General features: G+C 60.1%; 15 protein-coding genes. 5 read left to right on the forward strand and 10 right to left on the reverse strand.

Annotated elements, in window-relative coordinates; all coding sequences use genetic code 11:
• Both ACM6J5_RS02695 and ACM6J5_RS02700 read left to right on the forward strand, forming a co-directional pair.
• Positions 1 to 3203 (forward strand): beta strand repeat-containing protein (locus ACM6J5_RS02695; protein ID WP_414927756.1); only part of this gene is annotated, 3203 nt, incomplete at its 5' end.
• A gap of 223 nt (positions 3204 to 3426) precedes the next feature.
• Entirely contained in the window at positions 3427 to 4191 is a 765-nt protein-coding gene (locus tag ACM6J5_RS02700; RefSeq protein WP_095941804.1) for a tetratricopeptide repeat protein, read from the forward strand.
• Positions 4192 to 4496: 305 nt separating this feature from the next.
• Here ACM6J5_RS02700 and ACM6J5_RS02705 read toward each other — a convergent pair whose 3' ends face one another.
• The gene (locus tag ACM6J5_RS02705) at positions 4497 to 4721 is read right to left on the reverse strand and encodes a GDCCVxC domain-containing (seleno)protein (RefSeq protein WP_150673336.1); all 225 of its coding nucleotides are present in this window, start codon (positions 4719 to 4721) and stop codon (positions 4497 to 4499) included.
• 201 nt (positions 4722 to 4922) lie between these two features.
• Between ACM6J5_RS02705 and merR the strand changes: the two genes are divergently transcribed.
• Positions 4923 to 5321 (forward strand): Hg(II)-responsive transcriptional regulator, encoded by a 399-nt coding sequence (gene merR / locus ACM6J5_RS02710; protein WP_095941806.1) that lies wholly within the window; start codon positions 4923 to 4925, stop codon positions 5319 to 5321.
• A gap of 142 nt (positions 5322 to 5463) precedes the next feature.
• Here the strand turns inward: merR and ACM6J5_RS02715 are convergent, their stop codons facing one another.
• The 4 genes from ACM6J5_RS02715 to ACM6J5_RS02730 form a co-directional block, all read right to left on the reverse strand.
• On the reverse strand, positions 5464 to 6366 hold the full coding sequence (locus ACM6J5_RS02715; protein WP_150673338.1) for a universal stress protein: 903 nt from the start codon (positions 6364 to 6366) through the stop codon (positions 5464 to 5466).
• A gap of 252 nt (positions 6367 to 6618) precedes the next feature.
• Complete coding sequence (gene gfa, locus ACM6J5_RS02720) at positions 6619 to 7197, reverse strand: S-(hydroxymethyl)glutathione synthase (RefSeq protein ID WP_095941808.1); 579 nt, start codon at positions 7195 to 7197, stop codon at positions 6619 to 6621.
• Positions 7198 to 7497: 300 nt separating this feature from the next.
• Complete coding sequence (locus ACM6J5_RS02725) at positions 7498 to 8391, reverse strand: polysaccharide deacetylase family protein (protein WP_414927757.1); 894 nt, start codon at positions 8389 to 8391, stop codon at positions 7498 to 7500.
• Entirely contained in the window at positions 8391 to 9263 is an 873-nt protein-coding gene (locus ACM6J5_RS02730; protein WP_150673340.1) for a GNAT family N-acetyltransferase, read from the reverse strand. Before ACM6J5_RS02730 ends, ACM6J5_RS02725 begins: the two co-directional genes overlap by 1 nt.
• Before the next feature lie 460 nt (positions 9264 to 9723).
• On the opposite strand from ACM6J5_RS02730, the gene ACM6J5_RS02735 reads away from it, so the two are divergent.
• A complete protein-coding gene (locus ACM6J5_RS02735) occupies positions 9724 to 11055 on the forward strand; it encodes an MFS transporter (protein ID WP_414927758.1) in 1332 nt (443 codons plus the stop codon).
• A gap of 84 nt (positions 11056 to 11139) precedes the next feature.
• Here the strand turns inward: ACM6J5_RS02735 and ACM6J5_RS02740 are convergent, their stop codons facing one another.
• Positions 11140 to 12174, reverse strand: a complete 1035-nt coding sequence (locus ACM6J5_RS02740) for an AraC family transcriptional regulator (RefSeq protein WP_095941811.1) — start codon at positions 12172 to 12174, stop codon at positions 11140 to 11142.
• 445 nt (positions 12175 to 12619) lie between these two features.
• Complete coding sequence (locus ACM6J5_RS02745) at positions 12620 to 13657, reverse strand: AraC family transcriptional regulator (protein ID WP_414927759.1); 1038 nt, start codon at positions 13655 to 13657, stop codon at positions 12620 to 12622.
• A gap of 111 nt (positions 13658 to 13768) precedes the next feature.
• On the opposite strand from ACM6J5_RS02745, the gene ACM6J5_RS02750 reads away from it, so the two are divergent.
• Complete coding sequence (locus ACM6J5_RS02750) at positions 13769 to 14812, forward strand: alpha/beta fold hydrolase (protein ID WP_414927760.1); 1044 nt, start codon at positions 13769 to 13771, stop codon at positions 14810 to 14812.
• A gap of 60 nt (positions 14813 to 14872) precedes the next feature.
• Here the strand turns inward: ACM6J5_RS02750 and ACM6J5_RS02755 are convergent, their stop codons facing one another.
• From ACM6J5_RS02755 to ACM6J5_RS02765, 3 genes are all read right to left on the reverse strand, one after another.
• The gene (locus ACM6J5_RS02755) at positions 14873 to 16522 is read right to left on the reverse strand and encodes a 3-(methylthio)propionyl-CoA ligase (RefSeq protein WP_095941813.1); all 1650 of its coding nucleotides are present in this window, start codon (positions 16520 to 16522) and stop codon (positions 14873 to 14875) included.
• Between the two features lie 173 nt (positions 16523 to 16695).
• Positions 16696 to 17175 (reverse strand): 2,4'-dihydroxyacetophenone dioxygenase family protein, encoded by a 480-nt coding sequence (locus ACM6J5_RS02760; RefSeq protein WP_414927761.1) that lies wholly within the window; start codon positions 17173 to 17175, stop codon positions 16696 to 16698.
• A gap of 108 nt (positions 17176 to 17283) precedes the next feature.
• Positions 17284 to 18156: a TauD/TfdA dioxygenase family protein gene (locus ACM6J5_RS02765; protein WP_218194539.1), complete on the reverse strand. Its 873-nt coding sequence runs from the start codon at positions 18154 to 18156 to the stop codon at positions 17284 to 17286.
• Positions 18157 to 18805: the final 649 nt, after the last annotated feature.

Raw genomic sequence — 18805 nt, forward strand, 5'->3', positions numbered from 1 at the left:
CCGTCGACACCACCGGCCAATGGACCTACACGCTGGCCAATGGCAGCGATGGCGTTGCCAGTGCAGTGCAGTCGCTGAAGGCGGGCGAGAGTCACAATGACGTGTTTACGGTGCAGGTCAGCGACGGCCTCGGCGGTGTCGACACCCAACTGGTGACTATCACCGTCACCGGCAGCAACGACGCCGCCGTGCTGTCTTCGGCCAGCGTTACGCTGAGCGAAACCAATGCTCCGCTGACCACCGGCGGCAGCCTGACCATTAGCGATATCGACAGCCCGGAAAGCTTCCAGGCGCAAACCAACACCGCCGGCAGCTACGGCCAGTTCTCCATCGGTACCGGCGGTGCCTGGACCTACGTCGCCAACTCCGCCCACAACGAGTTCGCCGCCGGTACCACCTACACCGACACCTTCGCGGTGAGCAGTGCCGACGGCACTCTCTCTTCGGTCACCGTGCATATCCTCGGCACCAACGATGCCGCCGTGCTGTCCGCCGACATCGCCAACCTCACCGAGACCAATGCCGCCGTCGACATTTCCACCGCCGGCACCCTGACCATCAGCGACGTCGACAGCGCCGCCACCTTCGTCGCGCAAACCAACACCACCGGCAGCTACGGCCAGTTCTCCATCGGTACCGGCGGTGCCTGGACCTACGTCGCCAACTCCGCCCACAACGAGTTCGCCGCCGGTACCACCTACACCGACACCTTCGCGGTGAGCAGTGCGGACGGCACTCTCTCTTCGGTCACCGTGCATATCGCCGGCAGCAACGACTCACCGACGATCACCTCCAACGGTGGTGGTGCGACGGCTTCGGTCAATGTGGCGGAGAACACCACGGCGGTTACGACGGTGGTGGTGACCGATGCCGATCTGCCGGCGCAGACGCTGAACTACTCGCTCCTGAATACGGCCGGGACGGACTTCAGCAAGTTCTCGATCAGTTCGAGCGGGGTGCTGACGTTCAACTCAGCACCCGATTACGAGAATGCCCAGGATGTCGGTGGTACTGACGGCGACAACGCCTACGTTGTGGACGTTCAGGTGTCCGACGGCAATGGCGGAATCGACACGCAGACGATTACGGTGAACGTGCAGAACGTCATTGAGACGCCAGTTGATACCGTGGCGCCAACGGTGATAGTGACAGGGACTGCCTTAGAGAATTCGATGGGTGCAACGTCGACGGTCACATTCCAGTTCAGTGAGACGGTGAGCGGTTTCAACCTGTCTGATGTCGCAGTGACGACAACGAGCGCAACGCCACGCGCAACCTTCAGTAACTTTACCCAGGTTGACGGCGATACCTACACGGCAACGCTGACCAGAACGCTGCTCGGTAGCATAAAAGTCGACGTTGCCGCGAACAGCTACACCGACCTGGCGGGTAATCCGGGTGCGGCCGGGAGCAGTGCAAACCTTCCGGCAGGCGTTGCCGGCGAACCCGTCAATCTGGCCCTCAACGTTCCACTGGCCGATATTAGCGGCCCCGTGACGGTGACTATCAGCGGTGTTCCTTCGGGGTGGGTGTTCAATGCAGGAACCGACAATGGCGATGGCACCTGGACCGTGCAGACCAGCGATCCCGGCGCATTGACTGTGACAACGCCATGCGAATTCGCCGGTGCGTTGGTGCTCGATGTCAACATGTACTGGAGCAACGACGACGGCAGCACCGCAAGCGCCTACGTGTTCAACAACATCGAAATCTATGCCCCAGGCGCACCGATCTTCGCCTTGTCCACCGACGACAACCTGACCGGCTCGTCCGGTGCCGACACCTTCGTGTTCGCCCGGCCGATCGGCAACAACGTCATTTACAGCTTCGATGCGGCGGCCGACAAGATCGATTTGATCGGCTTCACGGGTGTCAACGATTTTGCGGATGTGACTATCGCCAACGATACGAACGGCAACGCCGTGCTCAGCATCAGCGCCGACCAGACGATCACGGTCAAGGGCGTGGATGCGGCGGCGTTGGGCGCGGGCAACTTGCTGTTCGATGTGGACCCGGTCACGACCAATACGGGCACCATCACCATTGCCGACGGCGCGATCATGCCGTTTGGTGGCAGCATCGACAACAGCGGCACCATAGCGCTCGGCTCCACCGGCAGCGGGACCGATCTCGAGATTCTGTTCCGTGGCGCGACATTGAGCGGTGGCGGGCAAGTGGTGTTGTCCGACAGCGCGCAGAACGTGATCTTTGGTGGCAGCGCGGACACGGTGCTCACCAATGCCGACAACACCCTCTCGGGTGCCGGCCAATTGGGAGCGGGGCAGATGATGCTGGTCAACTCGGGCCTGATCCTTGCCAGCGGCGTCAATGCGCTGGTGATCGATACCGGCAGCAGCGCCGTCACCAACACGGGTGTGCTGCAAGCCAGCGGCAGCGGCGGATTGGTGATTGAAAGTGCGCTCCTCAACAGCGGCAGCCTGTGGGCGAATGATGGCAACATCACCGTCCACGCAGAGGCCAGTGGCGCGGGAAGCGCGACTATCAGCGGTTCGGCGATACTGGAGTTCGGTGCAGCCTCCGATCAGCATGTGACGTTCGACAGCGGCGCGGCAGGCACGCTCAAGCTCGATGAGTCGACGGCGTTCAGTGGCAGCGTCAGCGGTTTTGCCGAAGGTGACAAGCTGGACTTTGGCGATGTTGCGTTCGGCGCCAATACGCAGATCACCTATGCAGCGAATGACACAGGCACCGGCGGCATGCTGAGCGTGAGCGGCGGTGCGCATGTGGCGCAGATCGTGATGAATGGCCAATACGCGGCGGCGGGTTTGCAGGCGAACGCCGAGGGTAGCGGCAGTGAGCTGGCCTACGACGCAGCGGCGGCAAACCACACGATGCTGGGCGGCCAGGCCAACGACACTCTGGTCGGCGGTGCGGGTGACGATCTGTTCTTCGGCGGGCTGGGCAACGACACGCTCAACGGCGGCTTCGGCAACGATACCTTCATGTTTTCCGCGGCAGGCTTCGGCAACGACTCGATCCAGGGCTTCGATATCAATCCGGCCGGAGGGCAGGACTTGCTCAATATCGCGGGGCTGGGGATCAGTAGCGAGACGTTCGCTGCCAACGTGAGCATTGCGGGTGACGGCGCGGACACAGTGATCGGGACCGGAGTGGACACTATTCGCCTTGTCGGTGTTAACAGTGCAGGTATCGATCAGACGGACTTTATCCTGACGACATGATGTTTTTGCCGCTGACCGCACGTTGCCATGCGGTTGCAGACCCCATCGCGAACAAATTCGCGATGGGGTCTGTTGGCGGTAAAGTTCTGGCTGCGATGGCCTTTGCAGCGGGAACTTCAGGGTACTGCCCGGGTCAATGGGGGCCCTGTATCGCAGATGCCGAGCAGCGCTTTGGCCTGTTTTACTTCAGTGCCGTCCGAGATCAGCCGAGTTCGCCCCCCTGATGCCAACCAAGAGTTTTCTGTCGGGACTCATCCTGGCGTACTGCGCCGTCGCGTCGCTTTGTTCGGTTGCTGCCGAGCGAAGAGCACCCGCGCAAAGCAACAGCGCATCAACCACCCTGATCGAAACCGCCTCGCGGCAGTATGAAAATGGCCAACTGGACCAGGCCGCTGCCACGCTGGAGCGTGCCCTGCATATTCAGCCGAACAATCCCGCGACGCTGCATTACCTCGGTGTGTTACGTCTTCAGCAGGGGCAGTACCAGCAGGCTGAAACCCTGGCGGCGCGCTCGAACTTGCGGGTCGGTCGCAACGTCGCGTTACGCAACCGCAACTTCCAACTGATCCAGGCGGCGCAGCAGGCCCAGGCTTCGGGTACTCCACCCAATGCAAAAGAGGATCTGGTCGCAGTACAGAAGGGGCTGGAAGAGGAGACCCAAAGGCGCCGCGATGCGGAAATGGCGGTTGTTGAGCAATCCACTCCGGACACTGGGCGCGACGCTGGCAACTTCGCTGGCGCAGAGACAGGTGGGGTTTCGGATGCGCCAGCGGCTGGCAGGGCCGGGCCCGAAGGAAAATTACAAATGGCTAATGTCGAGTCTGAGCGGGCGTACGCTGAGGTTGAGATTCCCCGCGGCCATATGCCGCCTCCGGGTAAATGCCGAATCTGGTTTCCTGATCGTCCGCCGGGGCAGCAGCCTGCACCCGGCAAATGCAAGAAGCTGCGATATCGGGTTCCCTCAGGAGCCTACCTGGTGCGCGGTTGAGTTGCTGAGCGTCCCTTCTGGCTGGGGCTGATCGTCGCGAATGGCTGCACAACCCATTGCAGCCATTGCCCACCGACGCTGATTGGGACAAAGCTACCTGCCGAAAACGGTACCCAATGCGCACTGACCGATCGTCACCTATCGGATCAAAGCCAATACAGGAGCGCAATGGTATACAGCCAGCCGATGCCGAGGGTGATAGTCAGGTAAATCACCACGAGCACCAGAGAGTGATTCCACATGACACGGACCTCCCATAACCACGGTTTGAGGCGCGTCAGGGGCGTCCGATAAACCGAATAAACCTAGATCATGCCCGTACCACAGCATCCGCGCTGCTCCTGAATCGGCGGGCACTTCACCGTGCCAAACGAACAGAACACACAGCAGTCACCGGGGTTCGGGCGTAGCAGGGCTTTGCAACTGCCACATTCGTAGAAAAACTGACAGGCATCTGTGGGCATGGCTTCCTGCTTGGCAAAACCGCAATGCGGGCAGGTCAATACGGATTCGAAGATGACGATGCTCATGGTTGCCTCACGTGTGAACGGTAGAAGGACAACTGCTCCAGTGAACTCTTGATCGCGATCGGACAGACCGGACAGGTCATGTTCCGAGCGTCGAGCCTGACGGTTTGCACTGGAGCCTGAGCCATCGTTTTCTCCATCGAACTGATCTAACCTAGGGTCACTTTACACTCCGTACCCGGGTACAGAATCAAGGGGCGTGTGATGGTGACAGGGCTGAGTATCGGCAAGTTGGCGGAAACTGCCGGGGTGAACATCGAGACTATTCGCTATTACCAGCGACGCGGCTTGCTGGATGAGCCGCCAAAGCCGCTCAGCGGTTATCGATGCTATCTACCGGAGCAGGTCAAACGGCTGCGCTTCATCAAGAGGGCGCAGGCGCTGGGATTCACGCTGGATGAGGTGGGCACACTGCTGACACTTGATGCGGCTTGCACTTGTCGCGAGACTCGGGCACTGGCCGTGCACAAGCTGGCCCTGATCGATCAAAAGATGGCCGACCTTGCCGCGCTGCGGCAGGTACTGGGCGCACTGGTGCAGGAGTGCGATGCAGGCGACGGCGGGGCCGCTTGCCCTATCATCAATGTGCTGAACAGGGAGTGATGCCTGGTTGCAGCCGTTCCCGACTGGCAGAAATCAACCAAAGGCAGACGGCCAGCCGTGTCCGCCCAGTCAACACTCTTGGTAAAACAAGGCCGTGATTGTCAGCTGCTGCCGTATCGAAGTGCGGACCTGAAGAGTATTCCTACTGATCAACTTGCCCCTTTATCGCCAAAACATTGCAGGGCACCTGATACAGGACGTGCTCTGTAGTACTGCCAATCAGCTTGTGCAGCCCTTTTCGATGTGTACTTCCCATTACGATCACATCGGTTCGGCTATAGGCTGCGAAGTCGGACATCGCTTTGGTTGGCGACCCTTCAATGAAGTGTTGTCGTTCAGAGGGTATGTGGTAACTGTCAGCCAACGTAATGAATGACTTATGCAGTGACCGACGTACGTCGTTGCTGAAGCCTGGCATCGTCACTGCTCCGGCCCCCGCGTCAGAGATATGTGTTTGCGATGGATCGAAGGCGTGCAGCAGGTGCAACTCTGCATTGCACTGCATTGCCATCTGCTGTGCAGCCAGGATGATGCGATCGTTGATGTCAGTGATCTGGTGCTCTGGATGCGATAAATCCACTGCTGCCACTATCACCCGTGGAAGTGGACACCTGACTTCGCTGACCAGATGAACAGCAACCGGGAGATCGCGCACCAGATGCCAATCCAGAGGCGTGACGAATACGCGTTTGATTGCTGATTCGTAGTGTACGTCCTTGATAACCAGGTCCGGTTGCAAGTCCGTCACATGCTGAAGGATTTCTTGAAGTACGTCCCGAGCCAATACAACTTCGGTGGTGACCGTAATCCCATTGCCGCGAATCAGTTGGGCTTCATCTTGCAACCACTTCCGGTTCTCTTGCTGACAGATCTCGCGAAATTGCTCATTCCCGCTCATCAACCCCAAGATGTCGACATCTTCGATAAACACCGTGATATGCAGTACTGCGCCAGTGGCTTTGGCAAGTGCGACTGCGCGCTCTAGCGCCGGCGTGTGACGCATGGCTGGACCGACAATCAGAAAGAGGCGTTGATATTGGCTCATGTCGCACCTCCAGCATTCAGGGGTATTCGTCAGTTTCCGCCGGCACTCTCGTTCGCCACACTATTGGCGACCACCTACCGCCTCAGCTACCCGGATCGACAATATCAATATACGCCCACATTCAATGAACGCGTACGGGACGAGTCGCTCTGCCTGCGCACATATCTACCCCACAGTTAATTATGTGGGGCTCACAACATCAAAGGTGAATCGGAGCCGCGGTCCGGAAAAGAAACCGCGGCGACCGATCAATCAGGCGGCGGGGAGCAAGCCTTTCTGTTTGGCGACATGGGTCGCCAGTGCGTCCATCAAATCCGGGGACAGGCAGTCATAGGGTTCCAGGCCGATCGAGCGCAGACGCTCGCGGATAGCCTTCATTTGCTCTGGCGGTGTGCCGGTTTCGATGATGGAGGACACGAACGCCGCGAATCCCGGCGCAGCCCATCCGCTCTGTGGCGAAAGCTCGGTGTGGACGAAGTCCAGGCCATAAAACGCATGGTCCTTGTTCTCGATACGCCCAAAGAGATGGGCGTGACACTGTTTGCAGGCGTGGCGCTGGATGGTGGCGGATTCGTCGACAATCGCCAGTTTTTCGCCGTGGGCAATGACACTGACCTTGTCTCGAGGCACCACGGCGATGACGGCGAATGTCGCGTTTTGTGGTTTCCAGCATTTGCTGCAGCCACACGCGTGGTTATGCAGAGTTTGTGCGTCGATCCTGACCTCGACCTTGTCGGTCGCACACAGGCATTGCAGGGTGCCGCCTGTGAAATTCGCGGCGGCGGGCTGGATACCATTGTCCAGTGCAGGGTGAAGTTGCAAGGTGCTCATGCTGGCGTCTCCGTTTCAGGGTGTCAGACAAAAGTGCCTGGGGCGTGCCCCAGCCCGGTAGTTCATCGGAACTCCATGACCGCGCGGATCGATTTGCCATCATGCATCCGATCGAACCGCGGCGGATTTCGAAAAGGACACAGTGCATAAACGAGTGACCTCCTTCGGTGCGACCGATCGGTTACCCAGATCAAGAATAGTCTGCGATGACGCCTCGAGCGCGGCCAGGGCCAGCGCTCGGGCGAGTGTGCCGAATTCAGAACGCCAGCGGGGCTCAGGCCATACCGAACCACTTGCCACTCAGGCGGGGAATCGGGCGATCCAGTGCCTGGCAATCTCTTCGCGCCGGCAGATCCACACCGCGTCGTGGCCTTGCACGTAATCGAGAAAGCGCGCCAGCGCCAGCGCACGACCAGGATGACCGCTGATCCGCCCATGCAGGCCGACGCTCATCATCTTCGGGTGTTGCGCGCCCTCCTGCCACAGCAGGTCGAAAGCATCCTTGAGCAGCTGGAAGAAGTCTTCACCGCAGGCGAAGCCATTGGGCAGCAGATAGCGGGCGTCGTTGTTGACCAGTGTGTAAGGGATCACCAGGTGGGCGGGAGAGCCAGGGAGCCAATAGGGCAGGTCATCGTTGTAGGCGTCCGAGCTATAGAGCAACCCGCCTTCCTCACGCAACAGGCGGCGGGTGTTCTGGCTGACCCTTCCCGTGTACCAACCTGTAGGGCGTTTACCGCAGATCTGCTCGATCACGTCGAGGGTGAGGCGGATATGGCGCCGCTCCTGGTCTTCAGGCATGTCGCGATAGTCCAGCCAACGGTAGCCATGCCCGGCAATCTCATGCCCGGCAGCGCAGAGCGCATGGCCGATCGCTAGGGTGAGTTCCAGCGCCCGGCCGACGGCGAAGGCGGTCAGCGGCAGGCCTCGGGCGCTGAACAGCTCCAGAATGCGCCACACACCTGCGCGCGATCCGTATTCATACATGCCCTCGACGCTCAAGTCCGGTTCCCCTACACGCGGCGGGCGGCCCGGTAGCTCGTGAAGCCAGGCCTGCGACTGTGCATCGCCATTGAGGATGCATGACTCGGCGCCTTCTTCGATGTTGAGGACGAACTGGACCGCGACGCGCGCCTCACCGGGCCATCGCGGATGGGGTGGGCAGCCGCCGTAACCGATGAGGTCGCGAGCGGACATCAGCCCAGCTCGAAGGTCGTGACGCCGAACACACGTTCGTGCGCGATCGCCGGAGGAGGGCCGAGGTACATGTGTGCGCAGCCGAACACCTCGATCATGCCCTGTTGGTGCACGAGCGCCATCGCGGCGGGGTTATTCTCCGGGGCATCGAGAAACAGCGGGCCACCCTCGGCAAATGCCGCCAGGCGGGCGTAGAGGGCATTGGCTGCCAGGGCGTCGTCGGCGAACAAGGGGCCGATCTTGTAGCCTTCCCGGCAGCGCCTGACTACGCCATAGCCGCTTAGTCTGCCTTCGCGTCGGCAACCCACGGCGAGTGCATCGGCCTGGGCTGTCCACCCGCTCAGGAAGTTTGCGCGCGGGGCGGGGAAGCAGGTGCGGTCGTAATCGACAACCTGACTGAACGGGAAGGAGGCCAACGGGACGATGTCCTGGTCGCCGACCTGCGAGGTCGTCGGACGGGTGGTGAGGTTGGCACGAAAACGCAGGTTGCGATGGGAGAAGACGAAACCGCCCTTGGCGTAGTAGTCCTGCATCGCAAAGACGCCGTCCATGCCAATGCTCGCACCCGGGCGCAGGCGGGCGAGGAGTCGCTCGCGGCGGGCGTGCCAGAGGGTATCGCCCAGACCTTGACCGCGATATTCAGGCCGGACGATGAAAAAGCCCATGAAACCGAATTCGCCATCATAGGAGGTGATGGCCCCGCCGCCGATCAATTCGCCGCCCTGGTACGCCGCGATGAAGGCGGCAGAGTCCGTAGCCCAGAACAGCTCGGCATCGTGAAGGCCGGGATTCCAACCCTCACGGGCAGCCCACTCGACGAGCTCGTCCAGTTCGGGACGGGTCATGTTGCGTATGACCAGCTGATTCGACACCGCGAAGTTCTCCTCAGTCGCTATTGACGGTAAGCCCGACCAGGGTAAAAAAGAGGGTAGCAGGGCACCACCTGTTTGCCATTGACCTGTCTACCGACCGCTTTGACCCAGAGCATCGGAGGGTTCTTCGCGGATAAACAGCGCGAGCATGCCCAAACTGAACGGTCTTTTGTCCCAGTATCACAATATTGTGTCCTGAAAAGCTGAGTGCAAGGCGCCCTCTGAGGGCTACCTTCAAGCCGACTACTGAAAATAGATGGAGGTAGAAAGTGGATGCACTCACTGCAATGCGCATTGGTCAATCCTGACCGCCGACCCCCTGCTCAAGAACGTTCCGCCGGGCAACAACATGACCCTGGCCATGTAGATGCACTCCCGTGCGGGCTTTGAAGAGACTATCGCTCGCCGTCCGGCTACACGCTTGATAACAACAATAAAATAAAGACTTCGAGGAGGCTGCATGGCCTTTCATCCAATCGCCGCCGACGATGACGACGCTGGTTGCGTCAGCGTTTCGCGCCAATATGCCTGGATCGTTTTTGCACTGACGTTCGGCCTGTTGATTTCCGATTACATGTCGCGTCAGGTACTGAACGCGGTGTTCCCGTTGCTCAAGACCGAGTGGGCGTTGAGCGACGGACAGCTCGGCCTGCTCAGTGGCATCGTTGCCCTGATGGTGGGCCTGCTGACGTTTCCCCTGTCGTTGCTGGCCGACCGTTTCGGCCGGGTCAAGAGCTTGGCGCTGATGGCATTGCTGTGGAGCGTAGCGACCCTGGGTTGCGCGTTGGCTCAGGACTACCAGCAGATGTTCATTGCGCGATTCATGGTCGGTGTCGGTGAGGCGGCCTATGGCAGCGTCGGCATCGCCGTGGTGATCTCGGTATTCCCCAAACACATGCGCGCCACTCTGACCAGTGCCTTCATGGCCGGCGGTTTGTTCGGCGCTGTATTAGGGATGGCCCTGGGCGGCGCCATAGCGGCCAAGCTGGGCTGGCGCTGGTCGTTCGCCGGCATGTCGCTGTTTGGCCTGGTGCTGGCGATGCTTTATCCGCTCATCGTCAAGGAAGCACGCATTGCGCCGCCACGTGCCGCGCAAATGGCGAACAAGGCAACGGTGGCGGTCAAGCGTCCGCTGCGCACGCTCTGGTCCAGCCGTTCGGTGGTCTCGACCTACATCGCCAGCGGCTTGCAGTTGTTCGTCGGCGGTACGGTGATGGTGTGGATTCCCAGCTACCTCAACCGCTACTACGACTTGCCTACTGACAAGGCCGGTGGCATGGCGGCGGGCATCGTGCTGTGCAGCGGTGTGGGGATGATTGTGTGCGGCATGCTCAGCGATCGCCTGTGTCGGCACTCCCCGGAGCGCAAGGTCAGCCTGGCCATTGGTTTCTGCCTGGGCAGTTGCCTGTTGCTGTCTTCAGCCTTTGCCTTGCAAGCAGGGCCGGTGCAACTGGCGCTGATCTGCCTGGGCATGGCGATTGCCACCGGCACCACCGGCCCCGCCGGCGCGATGGTTGCCAACCTGACCCATTACTCCGTCCACGGTACGGCGTTCGCCACGCTGACCCTGTCCAACAACCTGCTGGGGCTGGCGCCGGGGCCGTTCATCACCGGCCGGGTGTCGGACCTCATCGGTCTGCATGCCGCGTTTCAACTGGTGCCATTGATCAGCCTCGTCGCGGCGGCGGTGTTCTTTTATGCCAAGTGTCATTACCACAAAGACATTGCCCGCCTTCAGGGGCAGAGTGTTCCTGAGTCCATGAGCGAATTCGGGCTGGAGGTGAAACTGTGAGTCGTCGTTAACACCCCGACCTGTGCCACAAACACCGTTTTTTGCGGCGACTGTACCAGCAGTCGCCGTTTTTTTGCCGTGTGTTCAGAATGACTTGGAGGCGGCAGCGTCCGAACCGGACTGTTTCTGCGCGCTGCGCCACACCGCCGGCGGCATGCCGAACTGGTTGATGAACCAGCGGGTGAAGGAGCTCGCCATGGAGAAACCGAACATGTCGGCAATGTGGCTCAGCGAGTGGTTCGGGTTTTCCATATAACGCAGTACCAGGGCGCGGCGCACATCGTTGATCAGGTCGCTGAAGGCACAGCCGTGGTCCTTGAGGCGACGTTGCAGGGTGCGCACGTTCATCCCCTGGTGCTGGGCGATCTGCTCAATGGTGGCGCGGCCCATGGGCAACAGCAGGTAGATGGCCTTGCGCACTTCGAACAGTGTCGAGGTGGTCTCGGGGCCTTGCAGCGAGTCAAGGTAGCTTTGGGCATGACGGGCCATGGTCGGGTCGGCATTGAGATTGATCATGTCGAGACTGACGGCAGGGCAAACGATGCCATTGAACTCGCTGCCGAATTCCAGATTGCAGCCGAACACGCGCCGATGCAGGTACAGGTTGTCCGGTGGCTGGTGCATGAAGTTGACGCTGCAAGGGCGCCAGTGCGAGCCGAGCAGGGCCGAGCACAGACCGAACGTCACGCCGATGGCCAGTTCCGTGGCCTGGCGACTGGGCATCGGCGATTCGGTGACCATCTCTTCACGAATGATCACCATCTTGCCGCACTCTTCAACGAAGATGGCCAGCGAGTCGTTCATCAGATGACGGTAGCGCACCATCACCTGCAGCGCTTCGCGCAGGGTGCGTTGATGGCTGAGCAGCAGGCTGACCACGCCGAAGTCCGAAAACTGGCGCGACTCGGCCATGCTCAGGCCGAAGGTCTGGCAACCGCTGGCGATGGCCGAATCTTCCAGCAGACGCACGGCGGCATCGATGGGAATGCGCGATTCCGGGGCTTGCAGCTGAGCCTTGTTCAGGCCTGCGACTGCCATGACGTCGAGCGGGTTGAATCCCAGGTCCTGGCTAACTTCCAGGTATTTGGTCAAAACGGCGGCGCGAACAAGCGTGGGCATGCGTAGGACTTCCCTCGGCCGATGGTGACGTTTCATTTCCATTGAAGATGTGTTGCGCGATCAGGCGCTGTTCTGATGACGTTTGCGTGGCTTGCGCGTCGATCCCGGTGGAGGACTGCAAGTGGCGCGATCAGATCCAGGATCGTATTTTTGCATCACCATCGAATGGGTTGCTGGACCCGAATTCACGAACCGCTGGAGCCATCAAGGACCCAGGATCCTGGGCGGTCTACGTGTATCCGGTAGGTGTTGTGGCCCCCATCAACGGAGCAGGGATCACTGACCCATAGTAGGTTGCGCGAGCGTCATGAAATAAGCATTGCGGGACATAATCTTCGCGTATTGGGACGCTTGCGCAGGGATGGCGGGGTCAGATACGTCGGGTGTGCTTGGCTCAGGCAATGTGGCTGGCCAGCAGGCTTGAGTCGGCCATTAACCTGCTTTCTTATTCAGGCGACAGGGGCCCGGATGCCATCTTGCTCGCTCGGTAGGAGACGGCCCAAGCCGAGGGTGTCTTGCCAAAACGGCTGCGGAACCAGCGTGAAAAGTCACCGGCAGAGGAAAAGCCGAGGAGTTCGGCGACTTCATACAATCGGCGCTTGCTGTTGGCCAGATACTCTTCGGCGAGTTCGGCGCGAACGGCATTGATGATCGTCGTGACACTCTCTCCCTCTGCCGCCAGGTGTCGGTTGAGGGTGCGTCGGTGCATACCCAGATGCTGGGCCACGCCATCGACAGAGCACAGTCCGCTTGGCAGCAGCATCTTGACGATCTGGCGTACCCGCTGCGCCGGTTCGTCGCGCAGATTGGCCAACTGCATGTCCAGCGATCGCTTCACCTCGCGATGCAACGCGGGGTCGGCCGTGGGAATAGGCAGGTCCAGATCATGCCGACGGCATACGATGGCATTGAATTCCTGGGAAAACTCGATATTGGTGCCCAACACGCGCTGGTGCACTTCAAGGCTGGAAGGTCGCTCGTGAGTGAAACTGACCCTTACCGGCCGGAAGGCATGGCCGCTCAGGATGCTCAACGTGCGAAGCATAATACCGGTTGCCTGTTCAATCGCCTGGCGCCAGACGCCACGATGGCCCTGCATGTTTACACCCACATGCAGCAGGGTCAGGTCGCCTGCATCCTCGAGCCACATTTGCACACCGGCGTTATGCAAGCGCGTATAGCGGAAGCACGATTGCAACGCTGCACGAAGTGTTGGCTCTTCGCGGATGAGCAGCGCGAGCATGCCAAAGTTGGAGAGGTGCCGGGTTTCCGCAAGCAGCAGCCCGAAGGCCTCCTGACCGGACAGGCGGGCTGACTCCTCCAGCAGCCAGCCTACCGAATCGCTGCTGATCATGATGTTCGGATCGTCGAGGACAGTGGCCGGTAGCCGGGTCATGCGCAGCATGCGAAATGGATCGAGCCCCACTGAACGGGCCACCTGCTCAAAGTCGGTAAGGCTGGCGCTTCGCGTCAAGGTATACATGCTTGGCCTCGTGTCCCAGTTTCACCAGATTGTGTCCCGGGAAGCTTAGTGCAGGACGCCAGCCCAAGGCTACCTTCACGCCGACAACGACAACAAAGATGGAGGTAGATAATGGGCACGCACACCGCTACAGGTATCGGCCAACCGCTCGCGGCAAGGGCGCAGGTGGACGCCGACGACCCTGATGCATTCAACCACTGCTTTGCCGAACTCAACGGCATTCGCATGCATTACATCGACGAGGGACAAGGGCCTCTCGTCATCCTGCTGCACGGTTTTCCTTACCTTTGGTACATGTGGCGGCGCCAGATCGCGGTGTTGGCCGAGGCCGGTTATCGAGTCGTGGTCCCTGATCAACGGGGTTTTGGCCAAACCGATCGACCCGATGCCATTGAAGCCTATGACATGAGTCAGGCCGTCGGCGACATGGTCGGCTTGATGGCGACGCTGGGCGAAACATCGGCTGTGATCATCGGGCACGACCTGGGCGCCTGGGTGGCCCAGGCGGCGGCCATGCTGCGGCCGGATCTGTTCCGTGGCCTGGTGATGCTCAATACGCCGGTGCCACCTCGGGGCAAGGTCAAGCCGACCATAGGCTTGCAGGCAATGGCAAAGGGCAGGGTGTACCACCACCTGTATTTCCAGCAGCTCCACAAGCCGGACCGTGAGTTGGCCAGCGATCCGCGCAAGACCTTGCGCAGCGTGTTTTACTCGATCTCCGGCAGCGCTGTCGGGGCTGAACGCTGGCGCCTGTTCGTCGAACCTGGTGAACCCATTCTCAACGCGTTCACTGAGCCGAAGGGCGAGTTCCCGTCATGGCTTAGCGCGCGGGCGCTCGACTACTACGTCGCTGAATACACGCGCACAGGGTTTACCGGTGCCTTGAACTACTACCGCTGTCGCGACCGGAACTGGGAGATCACCGCGTTTCTTGACGGTGCGGTGGTACGCCAGCCGAGCCTGTTCATCGGCGGTGCCGCCGACCCTTCGCTGGAGCCGGTCGAAATCCGCGGGCTCTACGAACAGCTCGACACTTATCTGCCCGGGCTGCAGAAGAAGGTCTTGCTACCCGGCGTGGGCCACAGCGCCGCGGAAGAAAGCGTCGATCAAGTCAATGAATTACTCCTGACCTTTCTCGAGCAACTGGAGCGCTAGAAACAAGTGCACTGTGTGTGGTCGCGATCACTCGCGGCCACGCACAGTGCTTGCACTCCTTCAGCCGGCAGCCTTGACCAGCAGATGGTCACCGAACTGCTCGCGCAGACGGTTCTTCTGGATCTTGCCCGTAGCACCCAACGCAATCGTGTCGACAAAGATCACATCATCCGGCGTCCACCATTTCGCGATCTTGCCTTCATAAAAGTCGAGCAGTTCTTCGCGCGTCAGTGTTGCTTGCGGCTTCCTGACAACGATCAGCAACGGGCGTTCGTCCCACTTGGCGTGTCTGGCGGCAATGCAGGCCGCCTGGGAGACTGCCGGATGGGCCATCGCAATGGTCTCCAGTTCGATCGAGCCTATCCATTCGCCACCGGACTTGATCACATCCTTGCTGCGATCGGTGATCTGCATGAAGCCATCGACATCGATGGTCGCTACATCGCCGGTTGGGAACCACCCTTGGCCCGCGTGCTCGAGCAGCGGTGAATTGTTTGCTTCGTTCCTGAAATAATCGCGCACTACCCATGGCCCACGCACCAACAACTCACCCGAGGTTGCGCCGTCCCAGGGCAATTCCATGCCATCGACGTCAACGATCTTCATGTCGACGCCAAACACCGCCCGGCCTTGCTTGGATTGCACGGTATGACGCTCTGCCGGGGACATTTCGAGATGCCTGGCCTTTAGGGCGCCGACGGTTCCGATAGGGCTCAGTTCCGTCATCCCCCAGACGTGCAATACCGCTACGCCGTAGGTTTGCTCAAAGGTGTGCAGCATGGACGGGGGGCAGGTCGCGCCACCAATGATGCTGCGTTTCATGCTGGAGAATTGCCGGCCGGTTTTTTCCAGATGACCAAGCAGGCCTTGCCACACGGTCGGGACACCCGCGGACAGTGTCACGTGCTCGGCTTCGAGCAGTTCGAACAGCGATGCTCCATCCAGGGCCGGTCCGGGAAATACAAGTTTTGCCCCGACCATGCACGCGATGTAGGGAAGTCCCCAGGCGTTGATATGGAACATCGGCACAACGGGCAGGATCACGTCGTGCGCCGAACAATTCAGGGCGTCCGGCAGCGCGGCGGCATAGGTGTGCAGCACCGACGAGCGATGACTGTACAAAACCCCTTTCGGGTTGCCCGTCGTGCCGGAGGTGTAGCAGAGCGTGCTGGCGGCATCCTCGTCGAATATCGGCCAGGCGTAGCCGGAGGATCCCTGCTCAAGCAGATCTTCATAGCACAGCAGGTTGTCGATGCCGGTGTCTTTGGGCATACGCGCCTGATCGGTCATGGCGATGAACGCCTTGACCCCATTGCAGCGCCCGGCGATGGCCTTGATCAGTGGCAGGAAGGTCAAGTCAAAGAAGATGTACTGGTCTTCCGCGTGATTGGCGATGTAGGCGACCTGGTCTTCATGCAGACGAGGGTTGATGGTATGGACAATGGCACCCATGCCGGCAACGCCGTAGTACAACTCCAGGTGCCGATAGCCATTCCATGCCAATGTGCCGATCCGTTCGGAAGGCTTGACACCCAGTCGGGTCAGCGCGCTGGCCAGTTGGCGCGCGCGGCGGTGGCAGTCGCGGAAGGTGTAGCGATGGATATCGCCCTCCACCCGACGGGATACGATCTGCGTATCGCCGTGATGGCGGTCGGCATGTTCAATGAGTGAGGAAATCAAAAGCTGCTTTTGCATCATCAGGCCTTTCATGGCATCGCTCCGTTCGCTTGTCTGTGATCGGGGAGCGAGCAGGCGGCCTGGCCCGGGTCAGATGTCGCGTCAAGACCGCGACCCGACACAGCCTGTTTCCCTCCCCTTAATGATTGCTAACCGGCAACTGGCCCGGTCGCCCCGAGGCGCCGGGTTTTCCCGTGAAATCCGGGTCAGTTGAATGCCGTCAGGTCTTTCGGCGCGATGTCATGCTGCTCGCAATAAGCCAGATAGCGTTGTAACCCGGTCTTCCAGTTTTCCAGCGCGACGATGTTGTCGTTGTCGTCCAGGAACGCGAGATCGCCATTAACCTGAACCAGCGTGAGCACATACCCGTCTGTGCTTGCCGTGCTGACGACTTCCGGCGTGTGAGTCGATCCGGCCGTCTCATAGACGATGCTGCCGGGGCCGGCGATCCAGTCATGCTCCTTGTATTTCCATTGGCCTTCGATCGTGTAGACCATCACCGTACCCGTGTGGTGATGCTTGGGCAGTTGCATGTCGATCGGCGACTTCATCATGACGATCCATTCACCACGGATGGGGTCAAGCTTGAAGTACTTGAGCAGGACGTTTTCGGCATAGGGCGTAAAGGGAATCCACGGCAGTGATTGGCCATCGATGACGGCGGTGTCGACGTGTTCATAGAGCATGTCATTTCTCCAATAATGCGGTTCAGATCGAATATTTGTCGGCAGTCAGGACCGTCCGACGATTTCTGCTGGTCGGGTGCCCCGGTTGCTCTGGGGAGACTGTCCGGATCAGTTGAGCGGGGTACCCGCGAGGGTCGCGCGCAGCATCTTTCTGGGTGCATTGCCGTAGTCAGCCACCGCGTAGTGCTGGACTTGCAGGTTGTCCCACATCGCAATCGTGTTGGTTCGCCACTTCAGGCGAACCTGGTACTCCGGAATGGCGGCCTGAGACATCAGGTAGTTCATCAGGTGATGAGCCTCTGGCATGAAGTCCTGGCCGTAGCGGATATCCTCGAAGTTGAAGAAATTCGAGAAGTGGGTCGTGAACGCGGAGTTGACGAACAAGACCTTTTCGCCGGTCTCCGGATGGGTAAGCACCACCGGGTGTTCAGCGGCGGGGTTCTTCGCAGCCATTGCATGACGATCTTCGCGTGGCAACTGGGCGCCGAAAGTCTGCTCGGCGCCATGCTTTGCATACAGCCCGTCGATTCGTTGCTTGATGGCCTGCGGCAGGTTTTCGTAAGCCATCACCATGTTGGAAAACAGGGTATCGCCGCCGGCCTCCGGCCCCATCTCGCAGCGCAATACCGCTCCGCGGGGCGGCGCCGGCTTGTAGGTGACATCGGCATGCCAGAGGTTTTCGCGGCTGGCCTTTTCGACATAGCTCTTGGGTTTACCCGGATCGAGATTGCGATACAGCATCAGCAGCTTGTCCGCCTCCGGATGGCTCGGTGCCAGGGGGTGGGCTTCCAGTTCGCCGAATTGCGCGGCGAAGTGCTGTTGCTCCAGGGGGGTGATGTCCTGGTCGCGGAAGAACAGCACTTTGTGCTTCAGCCACAGCGCCCTGATTTCTGCGATCAGTTCAGGATCCTGGGCGGCGTCGGCCAGGTTGACGTTGCTGAGCTCGGCACCGATGGCGGGGGAGCAAATCTGCACCTTGATCGAATGCTGGCGCACTGACGACCGGATAATGGCGGGTGCCGAGGTGGGAAGAGGTGAAGGAGCGTCTTGGGTTGCGGCGACTGTTGTCATTGTTGTCTCCAATCCGTGCTTGTGCACATCCGGTATAGGTAGCGGGTCCCTGCCAGTGGGGCAGGGATGCCGGTCCAATAATAGGTGTCGAAGTCGCGATGTCATGGGCATTGCAGGACAGCTTCTTCGCATATTGGGACGCTTGAGGGGAGGGGAGCGATCAAAGTCGCTCGCAGGCCGCAGTACCCAGGCGGTCTGCATCAGGCTGCGCAATTGGAGAATCGCCTGCGCAATCGGGGAGGTTGGCGGGCAGTGCAATCGCTAGCTTAGGGCTCATCCAACAACAAGACCTCGCTAAAGGAAGGCTTATGCAATTCAGGCTTGCCATCTCCCACTGTGTGCCCCGCGCTTTTGAGTCGACTAAGGGAAACCTTTAGCCGGGTTGAAGTTTTCCCCCCAACGGATGCTGTTCATCTCGATATCGGCGCGGCGCCTGCTGGCTTACCTTGGGTAGGCAAGAGGCGTGTCGTCGTGGCGGACTGTTCCATCGAGCCCGCCTGGCGTTTTACCCCATAACAACAATAGGCCTGTCAATGCTCGAACCCACCGTTCTTTATAT

Origin of the sequence: Pseudomonas sp. IT-P74, assembly GCF_949768175.1 — a bacterium.
In the GTDB taxonomy this organism is placed as follows: Bacteria; Pseudomonadota; Gammaproteobacteria; order Pseudomonadales; family Pseudomonadaceae; genus Aquipseudomonas.